We start from the raw sequence: 17,517 nt of genomic DNA, 5'->3' as shown, positions 1-17,517 counted from the left end.
AAGCAGTCGGCCAGGCGGCGGGTGTCGACGAGGACGACGGCGCCGATGGCGCCGCGGACCAGGTCGTCCCACATGAACCAGAACCGGTCCTGCCCCGGCGTACCGAACAGGTACAGGATCAGGTCCTGGTCCAGGGTGATGCGGCCGAAGTCCATGGCGACCGTCGTCGTCGTCTTGCCACCGGTGTGCGTGAGGTCGTCGATGCCCGCGGAAGCGGACGTCATCACGGCCTCGGTACGCAGCGGGTCGATCTCCGAGACGGCGCCGACGAACGTGGTCTTGCCCACGCCGAAGCCACCCGCCACCACGATCTTCGCGCTGGTGGTTGAACGGGCCGCGCCGCCGCTAGAGCTTGCGAAGTCCACTGAGCACCCTTTCGAGCAGAGTCACGTCCGGCGTGCCGCCGGTCTCTCCGTTGCCCGGCTGGTGGATCGCCACCATGCCGGCCTCCGCCAGGTCGGCGACGAGGATGCGGGCGACGCCGAGCGGCATCGAGAGCAGCGCCGACACCTCGGCGACCGACTTCACCTCACGGCACAGGTGGCAGATCCGCTGGTGCTCGGGCAGGAGCGTGGCGAGGTGTGCCGGGTCGGCCGTGGTGCTGACCAGTGCCTCGATGGCGAGCTGGTAGCGCGGCCGGGTCCGGCCGCCGGTCATCGCGTACGGACGCACCAGCGGCTGGTCGCCCTCGTATCCGTACTCGTCGACTGAGGCGCCGTACGGATCGTGAGAGGCGGGGGGCGGGGTCATGAATCCTCCGGGCGTGACAGCAAAGCATCTGCCGTCTGATGGGGCCGGTGGGGGGCCGGGTGGGGCGGCCGGACGGTGAACGGTGCCCAGGGCGGTACGGAGGGGCGTACCGCCCTGTCGGTCGGTCGTGCGGTGGGGTTGTCCGGGTGGGTGACCGGCTAGTGGAGCAGGCTGCCCTGGAGCTCCGCGCGGAGGTCCGGGGTGAGGACGCTGCCGGCCCGGTCGACGAGCAGCGCCATCTCGTAGCCCACGAGGCCGATGTCGCACTCGGGGTGGGCGAGCACGGCCAGCGAGGAGCCGTCGGAGACGGACATGAGGAAGAGGAAGCCGCGCTCCATCTCCACGACCGTCTGCGCGACGGGGCCCCCCTCGAAGATCCGGGACGCGCCCGCGGTCAGCGAGGTCAGCCCGGACGCGACCGCCGCCAGCTGGTCGGCGCGGTCACGGGGGAATCCTTCGGACATGGCGAGCAGGAGTCCGTCGGCGGAGACCACCACCGTGTGCGACACCCCGGGGGTGTTGTCCACGAAGTTGGTGATCAACCAGTTCAGGTTCTGCGCCGCCTGGCTCATCGCGTTCAACTAGCGCTCCTGCTGATGGTTCGGACCGAGGTGGATGCTACCCGTGGTCGAGTTGCCCGCTTGTCGGCCCTGCTGAATGCCGCGGCGCAGATTGGTCAGCCGGCCGCGGACGTCGTCGGGTGCGCGCGAGACCTGGGGGCCGGCCGTGTGGGCCTGCTCCTGTGCGGTCCCGGGCACGAGGTTGGCCTTCGGCACGCGCCGCGGAAGACCCGAGGTGGTGACCCCGCCGGCCGCGGGCTTGCGCACCCGCTCGGCCTGGCGCACCAGCTCGTCGTTGGGCGAGGTCCGCCAGGCGGCCCCACCGTTCTGCCGGTTGGCGTCGGCGGCCGGGTCCCCGTTCTGCCGGGGCGCCGGAGCGGACGACTGCGGCCCGGTCGGAGCCTGCCCCTGCTGGTGCCAGCTGGTCTCCAGCGTGTCGTACAGCGGCGTCCTGCCGTCGCCCGCGCCGCTCGCCGGCGGCAGGGCCTCCGGACGGCGCGGCTGCTGGAGCTGCGGCTGACGCGGCTGCGGCGGCTGCTGTTGCCGGCCCGGCTCGGCACCGTGGCGCGGAGCGCCGAAGTCACCGCCGTCGCGCTGACGCGGGGCGGGGGCCTGCGGGGCCTCGCCCTGCTGCTGCGCCTGCGGTACGAAGGGCTGCCGGCCGTACTGCTGCTGCTGGCCGCCCTGGTACTGCTGGGGGGCCTGGCCCTGCGGGGCCTGGTGGGGCGGCCGCCCCTGCGGCTGCTGCGCGCCGAAGTCGGGCCGCGGGAACTGGCCCGTGGAGCCGGGGCCCTGAGCCGGTCCCTGCGGGGCGCCGAAGTCGGGACGGGGGAACTGGCCCGTCGAGCCGGGGCCCTGCGGTGCGTCGAAGTCCGGGCGCGGGAACTGCGCCGTCGACGCGGGGTCCTGGACACCGCCCTGGTACGCCTGCGGGGCCTGCTGCGGGTGCCCGCCCTGCGGCGGCTGCTGCGCACCGAAGTCGGGGCGGGGGAACTGGCCCGTGGAACCGGGACCCTGGGGAGCCGCCGGAGCCCCGAACAGGCCCGTCGTCTCCGACTCCTCGTGACCGCGCGGAGCGTCCAGCGGGGACATCTCCTGGCGCGGGCGCCGCACCGGCTGCTGCGCCGGGTCGTTGGCCCAGCTCGCGGCCTGCGGGCGCTGCTGCTGGGGGTTGCCGCCCGGCAGCTCGGCGCGCGGGGCCTGCGGGGCATGCTGCGGGGCGCCGGGACCGGACTGCGGGCCGTTGTTGTTGCCCCACACGTCGGTACGGGAGGGGATGGCGCTCGCGGCGCCGCCGATGAGCCCGCCGCCGGGGCGCAGCGGATCCTGGCTCTGCGGGGCCTGGGGTGCCTGCGGGGCCGGGGGGACCTGCGGCAGCGAGGCGGTCTGGTCCAACTGCGCGTGCTGCGGCTGCGGGGTACGGGTCTGCGGGCCACCCGCGAGCGGAGCGCCGTCACGGGCGGGCAGAGCGGCCCTGGGACCGCCCGAACCGACCTGACCGCGCGGGGCCCCGCCACCGAGGAGGCCGCCCGTCGCGGACGGGCCGCCGCCCTGGCCCGGACGTCCACCGCCGGGGCCGCCGGGATGCCGGCCGCCGGGAGCGGACGCGCCCTGCGGCATCGCGCCCTGGCCACCGGAACCCGGCTTCGGCATGGGCTTCTTGCCGCCCTGGGCGACGTCGACGGGGAGCATGACGAGCGCGGTGGTGCCGCCCGAGTCGGAGGGACGCAGCTGGATGCGGATGCCGTGTCGCAGGGACAGGCGGCCGACCACGAAGAGACCCATGCGGCGGGAGACGGAGACGTCCACGGTGGGCGGCGAGGCGAGCCGCTCGTTGATCGCGGCCAGGTCCTCGGGGGAGAGGCCGATGCCGGTGTCGTGGATCTCGACGAGCACCCGGCCGTCGGGAAGCGCGTGGCCGGTGACCCGGACCTTGGTCTGGGGCGAGGAGAACGAGGTGGCGTTCTCGAGCAGCTCGGCGAGGAGGTGTACGAGGTCGTTGACGACGCGGCCGGCGACCTCGGTCGCCGGGACCGCGGCCAGTTCGACGCGCTCGTACTGCTCCACCTCGGAGGCGGCTGCACGCAGGACGTCGACCAGCGGGACCGGACGGGTCCAGCGGCGGCCCGGCTCCTCACCGGCGAGGACGAGGAGGTTCTCACCGTTCCGGCGCATGCGCGTCGCGAGGTGGTCGAGCTTGAACAGCGAAGACAGCTGGTCCGGGTCGGCCTCGCGGGACTCCAGCTCGGAGATGAGCGAGAGCTGACGCTGGATGAGGCCCTGGGAGCGGCGCGACAGGTTGGTGAACATCGCGTTGACGTTGCCCCGGAGGAGGGCCTGCTCGGCGGCGAGGCGGACGGCCTCGCGGTGCACGTCGTCGAAGGCCGCGGCCACCTGGCCGATCTCGTCGCGGGAGTGCACACCGACGGACTCGACGGAGGTGTCGACGTCCTGCGGGTCGGACTCGGAGAGCTGCTTGACGAGCTCGGGCAGCCGGTCCTGGGCGACCTTGGTCGCGGTGTCCTGGAGCCGGCGCAGCGAGCGGATCATGGACCGGGCCACGACGAAGGCGCCGATGAGCGAGACACCGAGGACGAGGAGGATCAGCGCACCGTTGATGATGGCCTCGCGCTGCGACTCCTGCCGCAGCTCACGGGCCATGGTCTCCATGTCGCCGAGCAGACCGCGCTCGATGCGGTTCATGGCGGCGATCTTGGTGCCGTACTCGTCGGTGAAGTTCAGGTGACCGCGCTTGGTGCCGCTCTGCATGGCGTCGTCCATGTTGAGGACGCGCTCGGCGTACTTCTCGGCCGCGGTGATCGACGGGTTGCCCTGGTTCAGGGACGCCGTCCGTTCGGTGGCGTCACCACCGGTCGACTCGTAGATCGCCTGGAACGACTTGAGCTCGTCGGCCTCGGAGTTGAGCGCGGCCTCGCCGTAGAGGCGGTCACCCTGCTGGATCCTGCCGGAGGTCCGGTCGCTCGCGGGCAGCGCCGCCGCGATGATCGCCTGCTGGATGGAGGCGTACTCCTTGGCGGACGAGAACGCGGCGAGCGCACGGGTCCGCTTGATCATCTCGGGGTTACTGGTCGCCTGCGCCATGTCCTGGGACAGGCTGAGCAGCGCGCGGATGAGGCGGCTGTACGCCTCGACCGTCACCGAGTGGGAGACGTCCTTCTCGTAGGCGTTGCCACGGATGGTGTTGAGCTGGATGACCTGCGAGGCGATCCCGTTGACGTTCTGGCGGATGCTGCGCAGCGCCTCGTCGCCCTCGGTGGCCGGGATCTCCTCGGTCGCCTCGAGGAAGGCCTTGTACTCGAGGTCGGTCTTCCGGCGCGGGTTGGCGACCTGGTAGTCGCTGACCGGGCGGCCGTTGACCAGGGGGCCCGCGGACAGGTCGCGCTCGGCCTGGAGGGCCTGCGCGAGGTCGGTCGCCTCTCGGGTCAGCTTGGTGAGCAGCTGCATGTGGTCGAGCTGCTCCATGTCCTGGAGCGACTCGCTGATGCGGATGCCGCCCAGGGTGGTCGCCGCGACCACGGGGAGGGTGAGGAGCGCGACCAGGCGCGTGGAGATGCGCCAGTTGCGCAGGGCTATTCGGGAGCCGACCTCGTTCTCGGCCCGGGGCTTGGTGGGTGCGTCGGACGGCTCGGCGGAGGCGGCCGCGGCGCTCGTGCGCCTGCCGCCGTCACCGCCGTCGCCGGACGGTCCCTGACCCTGGTTCGGGGTGTGCGGGGCCGAGGGACCGCGGTCGGTCCCGGCACGCGGTTCCTGCTCCGCCGGAGTGTCCGCTCGGCCCTTGCGGGCCTGGGGAGACCCCGAGCCATCCCTCTTGAAACGTCCCTGCACTAGCGTCGCAACCTCTGGACCAGGCGTCCTTCCGGATGAACGGAGAGGACGGTGTCGGCGTCGTTCGGGGTGTGGAGCACCCCAGGTGGTCGTCGGTGACCGGCGCAGTTCCCCCTTTCCCGTCGCACGGCCGGCGCTGCGTTGCGCCCCTGCGCGCCGGCTTGAAACCCGCGACGGTGCGTGGAATTCCAGCACAGTGCCGGATCTCCAACAAGGGCCGCGTGTCGCACCCCGGACGTCATGACAACCCGTGCGCACAGTGTCACCGCACGTAGAAGATGATCACGGAGGATACGGACTTTTCCTCCCCAATGGCTGCGCGTGCCCGTGTGTCCCAGTCGACATGATCAGGAGCGGAATAGTGCGTTCAGTGATGGAATGCCCCTTTCCGTGGCGACAGGAGACGGTCCGTAATGCCCGGAATGTATGGGCGGTGGTGAGCAAACTCACACGAGAATCGATGTCTTAGCCATGCATTCGAAGGGAATCGCATGTTTAGCCTGACGCTTTACACCCCCACGCGCCCGCATGCGGCGCCCGTTCCGGAACAAGGTCAGATCACCGCGATGAAGACGACGACACCCGGCACCACGGCCAACCCCCGCCGTTCCACCCTCGTCCACCTCACGGACGCCGCAGAGCTCGACCGGGGCGCCCGGCCGGACTACGCGGCCGAGCTGCCCACCCGGACGGCCAACCCGCGCCGCACCATCCTCATGCAGCCCCCGGCCCCGTACCAGCCCGAGCCGTACGCCGCCGCGTCCCGCTGATCTCGCAGGTCGGCCGCCCCGCGCCGCGTTAGCCTGGAGCGTCAGACTCCAGCCAGTACAAGTGAGGGGCGACAGCACTCGTGCGCATCGCCAGATTCTCCATCGACGGCAATGTGGCCTTCGGCGCCGTCGAGGGCGAGGGAACCGTCGAGTCCGGCGGCCTCGTCCTCGACATCATCAAGGGCATTCCGTACACCGACTTCGAGCTCAGCGGCACCAAGGTGCCGCTGAGCAAGGTACGGCTCCTGCCGCCCGTGCTCCCCAACAAGGTCGTGGCCATCGGCCGCAACTACGCGGAGCACGCCGCCGAACTCGGCAACGAGGTCCCCGACGTCCCCGTCGCCTTCTTCAAGCCCACCACCTCGGTGATCGGCCCCGGCGACGCGATCGAGTACCCCTCCTTCTCCCAGGAGCTGCACCACGAGGCCGAACTGGCCGTGGTCATCGGCCGCATGTGCCGCGAGGTGCCCCGCGAGCGTGTGAAGGACGTCGTCTTCGGCTACACCTGCGCCAACGACGTCACCGCCCGCGACGCGCAGGAGCGCGAGAAGCAGTGGGCCCGCGCCAAGGGCTTCGACACCTCCTGCCCGCTGGGCCCCTGGGTGGAGACGGAGATGAGCCTCGCCGCCGCGGGCGACCTCACCATCCAGGCGACGGTCAACGGCGAACAGCGCCAGCTGGGCCGGACCAGCGACATGATCCGCTCCATCGAGGACCTGGTCGTCCACATCACCGAGGCCATGACGCTGCTCCCCGGAGACGTCATCCTCACCGGCACCCCCGCCGGGGTCGGCCCCCTCAACGTCGGCGACGAGGTCGCCGTCACCATCGAAGGCATCGGCACTCTCACCAATAAGGTGATCAAGCGTGGCTAACGCGATCCGCGTCCGTTTCTGTCCCTCGCCGACCGGCAACCCCCACGTGGGCCTGGTCCGCACCGCCCTCTTCAACTGGGCCTTCGCCCGGCACAACCAGGGCACCATGGTCTTCCGCATCGAGGACACCGACGCCGCGCGCGACTCCGAGGAGTCGTACGAGCAGCTGCTCGCCTCGCTGCGCTGGCTGGGTCTCGACTGGGACGAGGGCCCCGAGGTCGGTGGCCCCCACGCGCCGTACCGCCAGTCGCAGCGGATGGACATCTACAAGGACGTCGCCGACAAGCTGCTCGCCGGCGGGTACGCGTACCCCTGCTACTGCACCACCGAGGAGCTCGACGAGCGCCGCGAGGCCGCCCGCGCCGCCGGCCGCCCCTCCGGCTACGACGGCCACTGCCGGGACCTCACCCCGGAGCAGAAGTCCGCGTACGAGGCCGAGGGCCGCGCGTCCATCGTCCGCTTCCGGATGCCCGACGAGCCGATCACCTTCACCGACCTGGTCCGTGGCGAGCTCACCTTCACCTCGGAGAACGTGCCGGACTACGGCATCCTCCGAGCCAACGGCGCCCCGCTGTACACCCTGGTCAACCCGGTCGACGACGCCCTGATGGAGATCACCCACGTCCTGCGCGGCGAGGACCTGCTCTCCTCCACCCCGCGCCAGATCGCGCTCTACAAGGCGCTGATCGAGCTGGGCGTCGCCAAGGAGATCCCCGCCTTCGGCCACCTGCCGTACGTCATGGGCGAGGGCAACAAGAAGCTCTCCAAGCGCGACCCGCAGGCCTCCCTCAACCTCTACCGGGAGCGCGGCTTCCTCCCCGAGGGCCTGCTGAACTACCTCTCGCTCCTCGGCTGGTCGTTCTCGGCCGACCAGGACATCTTCACCATCCCCGAGATGGTGGCGGCGTTCGACATCGCCGACGTCAACGCCAACCCGGCGCGCTTCGATCTCAAGAAGGCCGAGTCGATCAACGCCGACCACATCCGGATGCTGGACGTGAAGGCCTTCGCCACGGCCTGCGAGCCCTGGCTCCGGGCCCCGCACGCCAACTGGGCGCCCGAGGACTTCGACCGGGCCGCCTGGGAGGCCATCGCGCCGCACGCCCAGACCCGCGTGACCGTCCTCTCGGACATCACGGCCAACGTCGACTTCCTCTTCCTTCCCGAGCCGGTCTTCGACCAGCCCTCGTGGGACAAGGCGATGAAGGGTGAGCCTGCGGCCCTCCTCACCACGGCCCGCGAGAAGCTCGTCGACGCCGACTGGAGCGACCCGGAGTCCCTCAAGAACGCGGTCCTGACCGCCGGCGAGGCCCACGGCCTCAAGCTCGGCAAGGCCCAGGCCCCGGTCCGCGTCGCGGTCACCGGCCGCACCGTCGGCCTCCCCCTCTTCGAGTCCCTGGAGATCCTGGGCAAGGAGAAGACCCTGACCCGCATCGACGCGGCCCTGGCGAAGCTCGCCGCGTAACCGCGCACGTACGACAGGAGGGGCGGCGGCCGGAGGACCCGGCTGCCGCCCCTCCTGCCGCACCCGGCCGCTACGGTCGGCCCATGCCCTCGACCCCACCTGACTGCATCCGCTGGTTCACGCCGGAAGGCGCCGGCCCGCCCGAGGACGGACGGACCGCCGTCGCCACCGTGACGGAGCTGGGAGAGCTCGGCCTGCCCACCGGACGGCTCGTGGCCTGCGACCCGATCGTCCACCTCGGGGACGACGACGCGAGGCCCGATCCCTTCACCGTCACGGTCCCGCCCGGCCGCTACCCGGTCCAGACCGCCGTGGTCGACGTCGAGCACCCCTTTCCGCACCGCGTGATCGCCGCCGCACGTCTGATCATCCGGGACACCCCGGTGGTCCGCTGGGAGCCCGCCGCGGTCCCCGGCCAGGACCCCGCCGACCCTGCCGGCTACGGCGTGGACGCCGGCGTGGGCTGCTTCTACGACGCGGCCGCCCATCACTCCTTCCCCGGCACCCAGGACGAGGAGGGTGTCGTCTGGGAGACGATGGACAGCAGCCCGCCCGGGCCGACGGCCTTCCTCGCCGAGGGTGAGGACGGCCACACCATCGCCGTCTTCGACTCCGGCTGGGGCGACGGCTGCTATCCGACCTGGATCGGGCGTGACGCCGACGGCAAGGCCACCTGCTTCGTCACCGACTTCCGCGTCCTCCGCTTCGCCCCCGCCTGACCCGTGCCCGGCGGTACGGTCGAGCCATGGCCATCCGCGCGATCCTCTGGGACGTCGACGACACGATCTTCGACTACGCCCGCGCCGACCACATCGGCATGAGCGCGCACCTGACGGCCGAGGGCCTGGCGGACGGATTCGACTCCGTCGACCAGGCCCTCCGCCGCTGGCGGGAGCTGACCGCGATCCACTGGCGCCGCTTCGAGGCCGGCGGCGTCGACTTCCAGGAGCAGCGCAGGGAGCGGGTCCGGGACTTCCTGACGGCGCCCGCGCTGACCGCCGCCGAGGCCGACGACTGGTTCGAGCGGTACGTCTCCCATTACGAGGCGGCCTGGGAGCTCTTCCCCGACGCCGTGCCCGTCCTCGACCTCCTGGCCGATGACTATCGTCACGGGATCCTGTCGAACAGCAGCCTCCACAACCAGGACCGCAAGCTCCGGGTCCTGGGCGTACGGGACCGCTTCGAGGCCGTCCTGTGCGCGGCCGAACTGGGCGTGGCCAAGCCGTCCCCGGAGGCCTTCCATGCCGCCTGCACCGCCCTTGACCTGCGTCCGGGCGAGGTGGCGTACGTGGGGGACCAGCCCGACATCGACGCGCGCGGTGCGGTGGAGGCGGGGCTGCGGGGCATCTGGCTGGACCGCGCGGGCACGGGCGGCCGCCCCGAGCTGAACCGGATCACGGACCTCCGCCAGCTCCCGGGCCTGCTCCGCGGGGATACCCGTTTTGGAGCGCAGTCCACCTTCGGGTAATGTTCTTCCTGCGCCGAGGGGAACAAGCCGAAAGGCAAGAACCCGGAAAGCGCAAGCCGAGCAAGATCCCCTGGTGGGGACATTGCCCCGGTGGCCTATGGTGTAATTGGCAGCACGACGGTTTCTGGTTCCGTTAGTCTTGGTTCGAGTCCAGGTAGGCCAGCTCGCAGAGCTCATCTGCACATCGTGGATCTCATCCACAAAGCCCCCGTTGTGTAGCGGCCTAGCACGCCGCCCTCTCAAGGCGGTAGCGCCGGTTCGAATCCGGTCGGGGGTACAGATCCATTCTGTAGATCATCTGGGTAGCTCCCGGTGGATCTGCGGTGACATCACCCGGTTCCGGCCGGGTGGGATCGCTAGGGCCCCCGTTGTGTAGCGGCCTAGCACGCCGCCCTCTCAAGGCGGTAGCGCCGGTTCGAATCCGGTCGGGGGTACGGTGTAACCACCATGGCCTATGGTGTAATTGGCAACACTACGGTTTCTGGTACCGTCATTCTTGGTTCGAGTCCAGGTAGGCCAGCTCGCAGAGCTCATCTGCATCGCGGATCTGATCCGCAGGGCCCCCGTTGTGTAGCGGCCTAGCACGCCGCCCTCTCAAGGCGGTAGCGCCGGTTCGAATCCGGTCGGGGGTACAAGACGAAGAAGCCCTTCCCTTCGGGGGAGGGCTTTTCGCCGTTCGGTGCGGGAACGCACAACTCCGGCCCACCGCTGCGGCGTTGAAGCGGTGGGCCGGGACGAACGGAACAGAGGGAACAGGAGCGTCAGCCGGTGCGGCGGAGGGCCTCGGAGAGGCGGGCGGCCGCGTCGATGACCGCCTGGGCGTGCATACGCCCCGGGTGGCGCGTCAGACGCTCGATGGGACCGGACACCGACACGGCGGCCACCACACGGTTCGACGGGCCGCGCACGGGCGCGGAGACCGACGCGACACCGGGCTCCCGCTCGCCGATCGACTGGGCCCAGCCGCGGCGCCGTACGCCCGAGAGGGCCGTCGCCGTGAAGCGGGCGCCCTGGAGGCCGCGGTGCAGCCGCTCGGGCTCCTCCCAGGCCATCAGGATCTGCGCGGACGAGCCGGCCTTCATCGTCAGCGTCGAGCCGACCGGGACGGTGTCCCGCAGACCCGAGAGCCGCTCGGCGGCCGCCACGCAGATGCGCATGTCACCCTGGCGCCGGTAGAGCTGGGCGCTCTCGCCGGTGACGTCGCGCAGATGCGTCAGAACCGGGCCCGCGGTCGCGAGCAGACGGTCCTCGCCGGCCGCGGCGGCGAGCTCCGCCAGGCGCGGTCCGAGGATGAACCGGCCCTGCATGTCACGCGCCACCATCCGGTGGTGTTCCAGTGCCACGGCGAGACGATGTGCCGTGGGTCGTGCGAGTCCCGTCGCCGCGACCAGTCCTGCGAGGGTGGCCGGACCGGACTCCAGGGCGCTCAGGACAAGGGCTGCCTTGTCGAGAACGCCTACGCCGCTAGAGTTGTCCATGCAACGATATTCACGTCTCACTCTGTGAAACGCAAGTTCAATTTCCTGCGGAACTTGTCACTCTGGTGAGGCGGCCGCACAACGGCCCGCGAAACGGGTCTCTAGTTGTGCCGGCGTAGACGTCGGCCGGAGGGAAAGCGATGGGTAGGACACTGGCGGAGAAGGTCTGGGACGACCACGTCGTCCGGCGCGCCGAGGGCGAGCCCGACCTCCTCTTCATCGATCTGCACCTGCTGCACGAGGTGACCAGCCCCCAGGCCTTCGACGGCCTGCGCCAGAACGGCCGGCCGGTACGGCGCCTCGACCTCACCATCGCCACCGAGGACCACAACACCCCGACCCTCGACATCGACAAGCCCATCGCGGACCCCGTCTCCCGCGCGCAGCTGGAGACCCTGCGTAAGAACTGTGCCGAGTTCGGCGTCCGGCTGCACCCGCTGGGCGACGTCGAGCAGGGCGTCGTCCACGTCGTGGGGCCGCAGCTGGGCCTGACCCAGCCCGGTACCACCGTGGTCTGCGGCGACTCGCACACCTCCACGCACGGCGCCTTCGGCGCTCTCGCGTTCGGCATCGGCACCAGCCAGGTCGAGCACGTGCTCGCCACCCAGACCCTGCCGCTGGCCCGTCCGAAGACCATGGCCATCACGATCGACGGCGAGCTGCCCGAGGACGTCACCGCCAAGGACCTGATCCTGGCGATCATCGCCAAGATCGGCACCGGCGGCGGTCAGGGCTACATCCTGGAGTACCGCGGCTCCGCCATCGAGAAGCTCTCGATGGAGGCCCGGATGACCATCTGCAACATGTCGATCGAGGCCGGCGCCCGCGCGGGCATGATCGCTCCCGACGAGACCACCTTCGCCTACCTCAAGGGCCGTGACCACGCCCCCGAGGGCGAGGACTGGGACGCCGCCGTCGCGTACTGGAGCACCCTGAAGTCCGACGAGGACGCGGTCTTCGACGCCGAGGTCGTCATCGACGCCTCCGCACTGGCCCCGTTCGTCACCTGGGGCACCAACCCGGCCCAGGGCGCGCCGCTTTCGGCGAGCGTCCCCGACCCCGCTTCGTACGAAGACGCTTCGGAGCGCCTCGCCGCCGAAAAGGCCCTGGAGTACATGGGGTTGACCGCCGGGCAGCCGCTGCGCGACATCAAGGTCGACACCGTCTTCGTGGGCTCCTGCACCAACGGCCGCATCGAGGACCTGCGCAACGCCGCCGGTCTGCTGGACGGCCGCAAGGTCGCCGACGGGGTCCGCATGCTGGTGGTCCCCGGCTCGGTCCGGGTCGCCCTGCAGGCCGTCGAGGAGGGCCTGGACAAGGTCTTCAAGGAGGCCGGCGCCGAATGGCGGCACGCGGGCTGCTCGATGTGTCTGGGCATGAACCCCGACCAACTGGCGCCCGGTGAGCGCTCCGCGTCCACCTCCAACCGCAACTTCGAGGGCCGGCAGGGCAAGGGCGGCCGGACCCACCTGGTCTCACCCCAGGTCGCCGCCGCCACCGCCGTCCTGGGCCATCTGGCCTCCCCGGCCGATCTGTCCGACGTCGCCACCACCGCGGGGGTCTGAGGAACCATGGAAGCTTTCACCACGCACACCGGCCGGGCCGTCCCGCTGCGCCGCAGCAACGTCGACACCGACCAGATCATCCCGGCGCACTGGCTGAAGAAGGTCACCCGCGACGGCTTCGAGGACGGCCTCTTCGAGGCCTGGCGCAAGGACCCCGAGTTCGTCCTCAACCGCCCCGAGCGGCAGGGCGCCTCGGTCCTGGTCGCCGGCCCCGACTTCGGTACCGGTTCCTCCCGTGAGCACGCCGTCTGGGCGCTCCAGAACTACGGTTTCCAGGCGGTCGTCTCCGCCCGCTTCGCCGACATCTTCCGCGGCAACTCGCTGAAGAACGGCCTGCTCACCGTCGTCCTGCCGCAGGAGACGGTGGACAGGCTCTGGGAGCTGACCGAGGCGGACCCGACCGCCGAGGTCACCGTCGACCTGGAGCAGCGCAAGGTCCTGGCCGCCGGGATCGACGCCGACTTCGAGCTCGACGAGAACGCCCGCTGGCGGCTCCTGAACGGCCTCGACGACATCAGCCTCACCCTTCAGAACGAAGGCGACATCGCGGCGTACGAGGCGGCACGACCGGCCCACAAGCCCCGTACAATTACGGCCTGAGCAGCGCTTTTCCAAGACTGCGCCCCCCACCGCCCGGTGGGGGGCGCAGTCGCTTGTTGAGACCCCGTCGGGCGACAACTCGCCCTAGATGGCACAATCGGTGCATGGAACGCGACAGCCAACTCGAGCTCTACGAGTCAGTCGCCGCCCGATTGAAGGAAGCGCACACAAAGGTGCGCTCACTGCAAGTCCCGGAGGGCGTAAGGATGGCGCTGTCCCGGAAGCTGCTGGTCGTGACGGCCGCGGCGAAGCACGATCTCAAGGACGCGGCAGCGCGTCTGGACCGGTTGATGAAGGACCTCGACGAGGGCCGATTCCCAGAGGACGACTGACACCGAGAACTCCGCAGCGGATCTTCCGCGTTGCGGCACTAGGGTGATTAGACCGTTTCGTGTTTGATTTGCGGTATATACATGCCTAACGTGCGAAAAAGCTTGAACACTTTCGTTCTGGCAATGTCTCCGAAGGGGAAGACGTGAACAAGGCGCAGCTCGTAGAAGCGATTGCCGACAAGATGGGCGGTCGCCAGCAGGCCGCCGAAGCCGTCGACCACGTGCTCGACGCCATCGTGCGTGCCGTGGTCGGTGGCGACCGGGTCTCTGTGACGGGTTTCGGCTCGTTCGAGAAGGTCGACCGCCCCGCCCGCTACGCCCGCAACCCGCAGACGGGTGAGCGGGTGCGGGTCAAGAAGACCTCGGTTCCCCGCTTCCGTGCCGGCCAGGGCTTCAAGGACCTGGTCAGCGGTTCGAAGAAGCTCCCCAAGGGAGGCGAGGTCTCCGTCAAGAAGGCCCCCAAGGGCTCCCTCACCGGCGGCGCCGCCTCCGCGACGGTGAAGAAGGCCGCCGCGAAGAAGGCCACCACCGCCAAGAAGGCCGCCGCGAAGAAGGCGACCCCGGCGCGGAAGACCACCACGGCGACCGCCACCAAGGCGACCCCCGCGAAGAAGACCACCACCACGGCGGCCGCCAAGAAGGCGAGCACCGCCAAGAAGACGACCACGACCCCCGCGAAGAAGACCGCGAACGGGGCCGCCAAGAAGGCCACCACGGCCGCCGCCGCCAAGAAGGCGACCAAGGCCACGGCCAAGAAGACCGCCCCGGCCGCGAAGAAGGCCACGGCGACGAAGGCGCCCGCCAAGAAGACGACGGCGCGCAAGACGACCGCCAAGAAGACCGCCGCCAAGAAGTAGGACCAGCGGACGGCACCCGCCGGGCCGGGCTCTCCCCAGGGAGCCCGGCCCGCGGCGCGTCCCGACCACCGCACCAGCACCCGTGACGAAGGGCCCGCTAGAAGGTCTGGAGCGTCACCAGGGTGATCCGCGCGCCGGCCCCGGACGTGCCGGGCTCCACCTCGATCCGCACCCGCTGCCCCGGCCGCAGCAGTCGCAGCCCGCCCGCCTCGAAGGCCTCCGCCCCGAACTCCACGGGGGTGCCGTCGTCGAGCAGCACACTGCCGCTGCGGGTCTCGGGGTCGTACGTGAACGCGGTCGCCTGCATGGACCGCACCCTATCCGGCCGCCGACAGCCACCGGGCGGCCGTCCGCGGGCCGAGCCCCAGCGCCTCCGCCGCCACGAGATCCTCGCCGGTGTCGACGTCCCGGCGTACGGAATCCACCCCGGCGAGCATGATTTCCACCGCCCCCGAAGACAAATGGCGGAGCCTCGACGCGCCCCCGAATGCCGGTTCCAATTCCATCCCCGGAGCCGCCGAGAGGAATGTCGTACCTATTTCGGCGGCATCCGCGAGAAATGCTCGTGGAAATTTCCGGGCCGTGTCGAGGACCCGGCCCAGCTCCTCGGGCCGCAGCGCCGGCAGATCCGCGTTGAGCGCCGCCACGCGCGCGTACGGCCGGCCGGCCCGCACGGCGCGGACCCCGTGCGCGAGCGCCGCGTTGAGGCCCGCCGCCGGGGCGTCCGGCACGATGCGCGCCCCCAGGGCGGCCAGGACCGAGGCGGCCGCCGGATCGTCCGTGACGACCACCACATCCCGTACCCGCGCGCAGTTCAGCACCGCCCCCACGGTGTCCTCGGCGAACGCCAGCGCGAGCCGGGGGCGCAGCCGGGCGCCGGCGGCGGCGGCCAGTCGGCTCTTCGCCAGGGCGAGGGGCTTCAGGGGGACGACCAGGGACCAGTCGTCATCCATGTCCGTACGCATCGGGTGCCTCTGGTACCTCGGGTTCATCGGGGGGCCATTCTGTCCCGCCCACGCGTTCCGCCGGAGGGCCCGGGGCGTACGGTGTCACTCGACAGAGCAGGAGCACGGGGCGACACTTGACCCTCTGCCAGCCAGTCCCGGAGAAAGGTGTCCGAGTGCCCCGCCGCAGAATCGGCTTCTGGTACCGCCTCGCGGCGGTCATCGCCAAACCCCCCCTGGTGGTTCTGTTCAGGCGGGACTGGCGCGGTATGGAGCACATTCCGACTGACGGCGGATTCATCACCGCGGTCAACCACAACTCCTACCTGGACCCCCTGTCGTACGCGCACTACCAGTACAACACCGGCCGCGTCCCACGCCTCCTCGCCAAGGCGGCCCTCTTCAAGGCCCCCTTCGTCGGCATGATGCTGCGCGGCACCGGCCAGATCCCCGTCTACCGCGAGACGACCAACGCGCTCGACGCGTTCCGCGCCGCCGTCGACGCCATCGAGCGCGGTGAGTGCGTCGCCTTCTACCCCGAGGGCACCCTGACCAGGGACCCCGACATGTGGCCCATGGCGGGCAAGACCGGTGCCGCGCGCGTCGCGCTGCTCACCAAGGTCCCCGTCATCCCGGTGGCCCAGTGGGGCGCCAACCTGGCGATGCCGCCGTACGCCAGGGAGAACAAGCTCAGGCTGTTCCCCCGCAAGACGCTGATCGTGCAGGCCGGTCCGCCCGTCGACCTCTCCCGCTTCCACGGCCTCGAACCGACGCCCGAGGTGCTCCGCGAGGCGACCGAGGCCATCATGGCCGCCATCACCGCCCTCCTGGAGCAGATCCGCGGCGAGCAGGCGCCCGCCGAACCGTACGACCACCGCAAGGCCCGTCTCCAGCAGCGGCGCAAGGCGACAGAGGGGGGCATGAAGTGACCAGGGCAGCAGTCTTCGGCAACGGATCCTGGGGCACCGCCTTCGCGATGGTGCTCGCCGACGCGGGGTGCGAGGTGAGCCTCTGGGGTCGCCGCGCCGAACTCGCCAAGGAGATCAACGCCACCCGGACCAACCCGGACTACCTGCCGGGCGTCGAACTCCCCGCGAGGGTCACGGCCACCGCCGACCCGGCGGAGGCCGCCCACGACGCCGACTTCACCGTCCTCGTCGTGCCCTCGCAGACCCTCCGCGGCAACCTCGCCGCCTGGGCTCCGATGCTGGCGCCCGACACCGTCCTCGTGTCCCTCATGAAGGGCGTCGAACTCGGCACCGCCAAGCGGATGAGCGAGGTCATCACCGAGGTCGCCGACGTGCCCGCCGAGCGCGTGGCCGTCCTCACCGGCCCCAACCTCGCCAAGGAGATCGCCGCCCGGCAGCCCGCCGCAGCCGTCGTCGCCTGCGTCGACGAGACGGTCGCCCAGCGGATCCAGACCGCCTGCCTGACCCCGTACTTCCGCCCGTACACCAACACCGACGTGGTGGGCTGCGAGCTCGGCGGCGCGGTCAAGAACGTCATCGGGCTCGCCGTCGGCATCGCCAACGGCATGGGCCTCGGCGACAACTCCAAGGCCACGCTCATCACCCGCGGCCTCGCCGAGACCACCCGGCTCGGCCTCGCCATGGGCGCCGACCCACTCACCTTCTCCGGCCTCGCCGGCCTCGGCGACCTCGTCGCCACCTGCACCTCACCGCTCTCCAGGAACAACACCTTCGGCACCAACCTCGGCCGCGGGATGACCCTCCAGGAGACCATCGCGGCCACCAAGCAGACCGCCGAGGGCGTCAAGTCCTGCGAGTCGGTGCTGGATCTGGGCCGCCGCCACGGTGTCGACATGCCCATCACCGAGACCGTCGTCTCGATCGTCCACGAGGGCAAGCCGCCGATCGTCGCCCTCAAGGAGCTGATGTCGCGCAGCGCGAAGCCCGAGCGCCACTGAGCGGCCCCCCGGCGCTGGGCCGTACGCGCGCGGCGGCAGCGGGGCGCACGGCCGTTCGGGACGCGCAAGGTACGCTCATC

At 70.8% G+C, this 17,517-nt stretch carries 18 protein-coding genes and 5 tRNA genes; 16 read left to right on the top strand and 7 right to left on the bottom strand.

Annotated elements, in window-relative coordinates; translation table 11 throughout:
• From ABZ567_RS27685 to ABZ567_RS27670, 4 genes are all read right to left on the bottom strand, one after another.
• The coding region (locus ABZ567_RS27685; protein WP_360794581.1) for an ATP/GTP-binding protein at positions 1-365 on the bottom strand (365 nt) is incomplete at its 3' end.
• Positions 346-750, bottom strand: a complete 405-nt coding sequence (locus ABZ567_RS27680; protein WP_024756254.1) for a DUF742 domain-containing protein — start codon at positions 748-750, stop codon at positions 346-348. The genes ABZ567_RS27680 and ABZ567_RS27685, both read right to left, overlap by 20 nt.
• Before the next feature lie 158 nt (positions 751-908).
• Positions 909-1,322, bottom strand: coding sequence for a roadblock/LC7 domain-containing protein (locus ABZ567_RS27675; protein ID WP_030496942.1), 414 nt, complete (start codon positions 1,320-1,322; stop codon positions 909-911).
• A 9-nt stretch (positions 1,323-1,331) separates the two neighbouring features.
• Positions 1,332-5,156, bottom strand: coding sequence for a nitrate- and nitrite sensing domain-containing protein (locus ABZ567_RS27670; protein WP_360794579.1), 3,825 nt, complete (start codon positions 5,154-5,156; stop codon positions 1,332-1,334).
• A 566-nt stretch (positions 5,157-5,722) separates the two neighbouring features.
• Here ABZ567_RS27670 and ABZ567_RS27665 point away from each other — a divergent pair.
• The 10 genes from ABZ567_RS27665 (at position 5,723) to ABZ567_RS27620 (ending at position 10,366) form a co-directional block, all read left to right on the top strand.
• Positions 5,723-5,926: a hypothetical protein gene (locus tag ABZ567_RS27665; RefSeq protein ID WP_360794577.1), complete on the top strand. Its 204-nt coding sequence runs from the start codon at positions 5,723-5,725 to the stop codon at positions 5,924-5,926.
• Positions 5,927-6,006: 80 nt separating this feature from the next.
• A complete protein-coding gene (locus tag ABZ567_RS27660) occupies positions 6,007-6,801 on the top strand; it encodes a fumarylacetoacetate hydrolase family protein (protein WP_360794575.1) in 795 nt (264 codons plus the stop codon).
• The gene (gene gltX / locus ABZ567_RS27655) at positions 6,794-8,266 is read left to right on the top strand and encodes a glutamate--tRNA ligase (RefSeq protein ID WP_360794573.1); all 1,473 of its coding nucleotides are present in this window, start codon (positions 6,794-6,796) and stop codon (positions 8,264-8,266) included. The genes ABZ567_RS27660 and gltX overlap by 8 nt, the downstream gene beginning before the upstream one ends.
• 83 nt (positions 8,267-8,349) lie before the next feature.
• The gene (locus ABZ567_RS27650; RefSeq protein ID WP_360794571.1) at positions 8,350-8,985 is read left to right on the top strand and encodes a DUF4241 domain-containing protein; all 636 of its coding nucleotides are present in this window, start codon (positions 8,350-8,352) and stop codon (positions 8,983-8,985) included.
• Between the two features lie 26 nt (positions 8,986-9,011).
• Entirely contained in the window at positions 9,012-9,734 is a 723-nt protein-coding gene (locus tag ABZ567_RS27645; RefSeq protein WP_360794569.1) for an HAD family hydrolase, read from the top strand.
• A 91-nt stretch (positions 9,735-9,825) separates the two neighbouring features.
• Positions 9,826-9,897: transfer RNA gene (locus ABZ567_RS27640), tRNA-Gln, on the top strand.
• A 41-nt stretch (positions 9,898-9,938) separates the two neighbouring features.
• Positions 9,939-10,011, top strand: a tRNA-Glu gene (locus ABZ567_RS27635).
• An 84-nt stretch (positions 10,012-10,095) separates the two neighbouring features.
• Positions 10,096-10,168: transfer RNA gene (locus ABZ567_RS27630), tRNA-Glu, on the top strand.
• A 14-nt stretch (positions 10,169-10,182) separates the two neighbouring features.
• Positions 10,183-10,254 (top strand) — tRNA-Gln (locus ABZ567_RS27625).
• A gap of 39 nt (positions 10,255-10,293) precedes the next feature.
• A tRNA-Glu gene (locus ABZ567_RS27620) sits at positions 10,294-10,366 on the top strand.
• A gap of 129 nt (positions 10,367-10,495) precedes the next feature.
• On the opposite strand, the gene ndgR is transcribed toward ABZ567_RS27620, so the two are convergent.
• Complete coding sequence (gene ndgR, locus ABZ567_RS27615) at positions 10,496-11,212, bottom strand: IclR family transcriptional regulator NdgR (protein ID WP_015036427.1); 717 nt, start codon at positions 11,210-11,212, stop codon at positions 10,496-10,498.
• A gap of 140 nt (positions 11,213-11,352) precedes the next feature.
• Here ndgR and leuC point away from each other — a divergent pair, with 140 nt between their 5' ends.
• From leuC to ABZ567_RS27595, 4 genes are all read left to right on the top strand, one after another.
• Complete coding sequence (gene leuC, locus ABZ567_RS27610) at positions 11,353-12,777, top strand: 3-isopropylmalate dehydratase large subunit (protein WP_360794567.1); 1,425 nt, start codon at positions 11,353-11,355, stop codon at positions 12,775-12,777.
• Between the two features lie 6 nt (positions 12,778-12,783).
• Positions 12,784-13,377 (top strand): 3-isopropylmalate dehydratase small subunit, encoded by a 594-nt coding sequence (gene leuD / locus ABZ567_RS27605; protein ID WP_360794565.1) that lies wholly within the window; start codon positions 12,784-12,786, stop codon positions 13,375-13,377.
• A 104-nt stretch (positions 13,378-13,481) separates the two neighbouring features.
• The gene (locus ABZ567_RS27600) at positions 13,482-13,709 is read left to right on the top strand and encodes a hypothetical protein (RefSeq protein WP_360794563.1); all 228 of its coding nucleotides are present in this window, start codon (positions 13,482-13,484) and stop codon (positions 13,707-13,709) included.
• 143 nt (positions 13,710-13,852) lie between these two features.
• Positions 13,853-14,566, top strand: coding sequence for an HU family DNA-binding protein (locus ABZ567_RS27595; RefSeq protein ID WP_360794561.1), 714 nt, complete (start codon positions 13,853-13,855; stop codon positions 14,564-14,566).
• Positions 14,567-14,663: 97 nt separating this feature from the next.
• Here ABZ567_RS27595 and ABZ567_RS27590 read toward each other — a convergent pair whose 3' ends face one another.
• Together ABZ567_RS27590 and cofC are read right to left on the bottom strand one after the other, a co-directional pair.
• Positions 14,664-14,873, bottom strand: coding sequence for a hypothetical protein (locus tag ABZ567_RS27590; RefSeq protein WP_360794559.1), 210 nt, complete (start codon positions 14,871-14,873; stop codon positions 14,664-14,666).
• Positions 14,874-14,883: 10 nt separating this feature from the next.
• Entirely contained in the window at positions 14,884-15,531 is a 648-nt protein-coding gene (gene cofC, locus ABZ567_RS27585) for a 2-phospho-L-lactate guanylyltransferase (protein WP_360794557.1), read from the bottom strand.
• 155 nt (positions 15,532-15,686) lie between these two features.
• On the opposite strand from cofC, the gene ABZ567_RS27580 reads away from it, so the two are divergent.
• Together ABZ567_RS27580 and ABZ567_RS27575 are read left to right on the top strand one after the other, a co-directional pair.
• Positions 15,687-16,439: a lysophospholipid acyltransferase family protein gene (locus tag ABZ567_RS27580; RefSeq protein ID WP_360794555.1), complete on the top strand. Its 753-nt coding sequence runs from the start codon at positions 15,687-15,689 to the stop codon at positions 16,437-16,439.
• Positions 16,436-17,437, top strand: a complete 1,002-nt coding sequence (locus ABZ567_RS27575) for an NAD(P)H-dependent glycerol-3-phosphate dehydrogenase (RefSeq protein WP_360794553.1) — start codon at positions 16,436-16,438, stop codon at positions 17,435-17,437. Before ABZ567_RS27580 ends, ABZ567_RS27575 begins: the two co-directional genes overlap by 4 nt.
• The last annotated feature ends 80 nt before the right edge of the window (positions 17,438-17,517 follow it).

This window comes from Streptomyces sp. NPDC016459 (assembly GCF_040632845.1).
GTDB lineage: Bacteria > Actinomycetota > Actinomycetes > Streptomycetales > Streptomycetaceae > Streptomyces.
Note: the sequence above shows the minus strand (reverse complement) of the source record. Positions and strands in the feature narration are given on the sequence as shown.